Origin of the sequence: Cellulosimicrobium cellulans (genome assembly GCF_001722485.1) — a bacterium.
In the GTDB taxonomy this organism is placed as follows: domain Bacteria; phylum Actinomycetota; class Actinomycetes; order Actinomycetales; family Cellulomonadaceae; genus Cellulosimicrobium; species Cellulosimicrobium cellulans_A.
The window spans coordinates 1-2,425 of record NZ_LWGL01000272.1 but is presented as its reverse complement, the minus strand read 5'-3'; the positions used below and the strand labels follow the sequence as shown (position 1 = coordinate 2,425).

Genomic DNA, 2,425 nt, shown 5'->3' with positions numbered 1-2,425 from the left:
ACGGCCGCGCGACGGACCTGTCCGGGCGCACCGACCTCGCCGGGCTCGCGGCCGTGCTCGCGGGCGCGGCGTGCGTCGTCGTCGGCAACACCGGCCCCGCGCACCTCGCCGCGGCGGTCGGGACGCCCGTCGTCTCGCTCTTCGCGCCCGTGGTGCCCGCCGACCGGTGGGCTCCGTGGGGCGTGCCGACCGTCGTCCTGGGCGACCAGGACGCCCCGTGCCGGGGCACCCGGGCGCGCGAGTGCCCCGTCCCCGGCCACCCGTGCCTGACCGGCATCGGGCCGCACGAGGTCGCCGACGCGGTCGAGCGCCTCGCGCCGGCGTCCCCGCCGCCGGCGACCGCGCCCGGGAGGGCGCCCGAGAACGTGGAGGTGATCGCGTGAGGATCCTGGTCTGGCACGTGCACGGGTCGTGGGCGACGGCGTTCGTCGCGGGCGACCACGAGTACGTCGTGCCCGTCGTCCCGGGGCGAGGCCCCGAGGGCCGTGGTCGCGCGCAGACGTGGGACTGGCCGGCGTCGGTCACCGAGGCGACGCCCGAGCAGATCGCCGGTCTCGCCGCGGGCGGCGGGATCGACGTCGTCGTGCTCCAGCGGCCCGAGGAGGTCGAGCTGCTGCGGCGCTGGACCGGCCTCATGCCCGGGCGCGACGTGCCCGCCGTCTACGTCGAGCACAACGCGCCCACCGAGCACGCTGCGCGGTCGCGGCACCCGCTCGCCGATCTCGACGTCGTCGAGGAGGGCCTCGTCCCGATCGTCCACGTGACGGGTTTCAACCAGCTCATGTGGGACACCGGCGACGCGCGCACGCTCGTCGTCGACCACGGCATCCCCGACCCCGGCCACCTGTACACGGGCGAGCGCCCGAGCGTCGGCGTCGTCGTCAACGAGCCCGTGCGGCGCTGGCGCGTCGCCGGCACCGACGTCCTCGTCGAGGTCGGCCGGCACGTACCGCTCGACGTGTACGGCATGGGCGTCGGCAAGCTCGCGGAGCACCTGGCCGGCGACCACGCCGACGAGCACGGCCTGCACGACGACGTCCCGCAGGCCGCGATGCACGCGCGCCTCGCGACGTCGCGCGCCTACCTGCACCCCTACCGCTGGACCAGCCTCGGCCTGTCGCTGCTCGAGGCGATGGCGATCGGGATGCCTGTGCTCGCCCTGCCGACCACCGAGGCACCCGTCGCCGTCCCGGCCGCCGCCGGGACGCTGAGCTCCCGTCCCGACGAGCTGGTCGCGACCGCGCGGCGCTGGCTCGCCGACCCGGACGAGGCGCGCGAGCGCGGCACCGCCGCCCGCGCGCACGTCCTCGAGCACTACTCCCACGCCACGTTCCTGCGCCGCTGGGACACGGTCCTCCAGGAGGTGACCTCATGAAGATCGCCATGATCTCCGAGCACGCCAGCCCGCTCGCCGCCCTCGGCGGCGTGGACGCCGGCGGGCAGAACGTCCACGTCGCGTCGCTCGCGACGCGGCTGGGCGCGCAGGGGCACGACGTCGAGGTCTACACGCGTCGCGACGACGCGGCGCTCCCGGAGCGCGTGCCGCTGGCGCGCGGCGTCGAGGTGGTGCACGTCGACGCCGGTCCGCCGGTGCCCGTGCCCAAGGACGAGCTCCTGCCGCACATGGACGCGTTCGGCGCGGACCTGCGCCGCCGGTGGTCCGAGCCGGGCGCAGCGCCCGACGTCGTGCACGCGCACTTCTGGATGTCCGGCATCGCGGGCCTCGTGTCCGCGCCCGCGCTCGGCATCCCGCTCGTGCAGACGTTCCACGCGCTCGGCTCCGTCAAGCGCCGCCACCAGGGCGCGCGCGACACGAGCCCGGCCGAGCGCGTCGCCCGCGAGCGCCTCCTGTGCCGCGCGGTCGACCGCATCGTCGCGACGTGCACGGACGAGGTCGCCGAGCTCGTCGCCCTGGGCGCCGACCCGGACCGCGTGGACGTCGTGCCGTGCGGCGTCGACGTCGGCCGCTTCCGCCCCGACCCGGCGCGCGCGGAGCACCTGCGCGAGCGTCGCGACCGCGAGCCGGGCACGCTGCGTCTCCTGACCGTGGGGCGGCTCGTCGAGCGCAAGGGCGTCGACACGGTGATCGAGGCCCTCCCGGCGCTGCCGCAGGCGCGGCTCGTCGTCGCCGGCGGGCCGACCGCGGACCGGCTCGAGGACGACCCCGAGGCGCGGCGCCTGCGGTCGCTCGCGGAGGCCCTCGGCGTGGCCGACCGCGTGGAGCTCGTCGGCAGCGTCACGCAGGACGAGGTGCGCGAGCACATGCACGCGGCCGACGTGGTCGTGTGCGACCCCTGGTACGAGCCGTTCGGGATCGTGCCGCTCGAGGCGGCGGCGTGCGGGCGGCCGGTCGTGGGCGCGGCCGTCGGCGGCCTGCTCGACTCCGTCGTGGACGGGCGCACGGGCCTCCTCGTGCCGCCGCGCG

The 2,425-nt window shown here is 77.1% G+C and carries 3 protein-coding genes; all 3 read left to right on the top strand.

All coding sequences use genetic code 11. From position 1 onward, the window contains the following. Positions 1 to 383, top strand: a 383-nt coding sequence (locus JZ5iCDA_RS16850) for a glycosyltransferase family 9 protein (RefSeq protein WP_139123202.1), incomplete at its 5' end; no start/stop codon positions are given. After that, the gene (locus tag JZ5iCDA_RS16845; protein ID WP_069388169.1) at positions 380 to 1,375 is read left to right on the top strand and encodes a glycosyltransferase; all 996 of its coding nucleotides are present in this window, start codon (positions 380 to 382) and stop codon (positions 1,373 to 1,375) included. The genes JZ5iCDA_RS16850 and JZ5iCDA_RS16845, both read left to right, overlap by 4 nt. Beyond that, a partial coding sequence (locus tag JZ5iCDA_RS16840; protein ID WP_069388168.1) for a glycosyltransferase occupies positions 1,372 to 2,425 on the top strand: 1,054 nt, incomplete at its 3' end. The genes JZ5iCDA_RS16845 and JZ5iCDA_RS16840, both read left to right, overlap by 4 nt.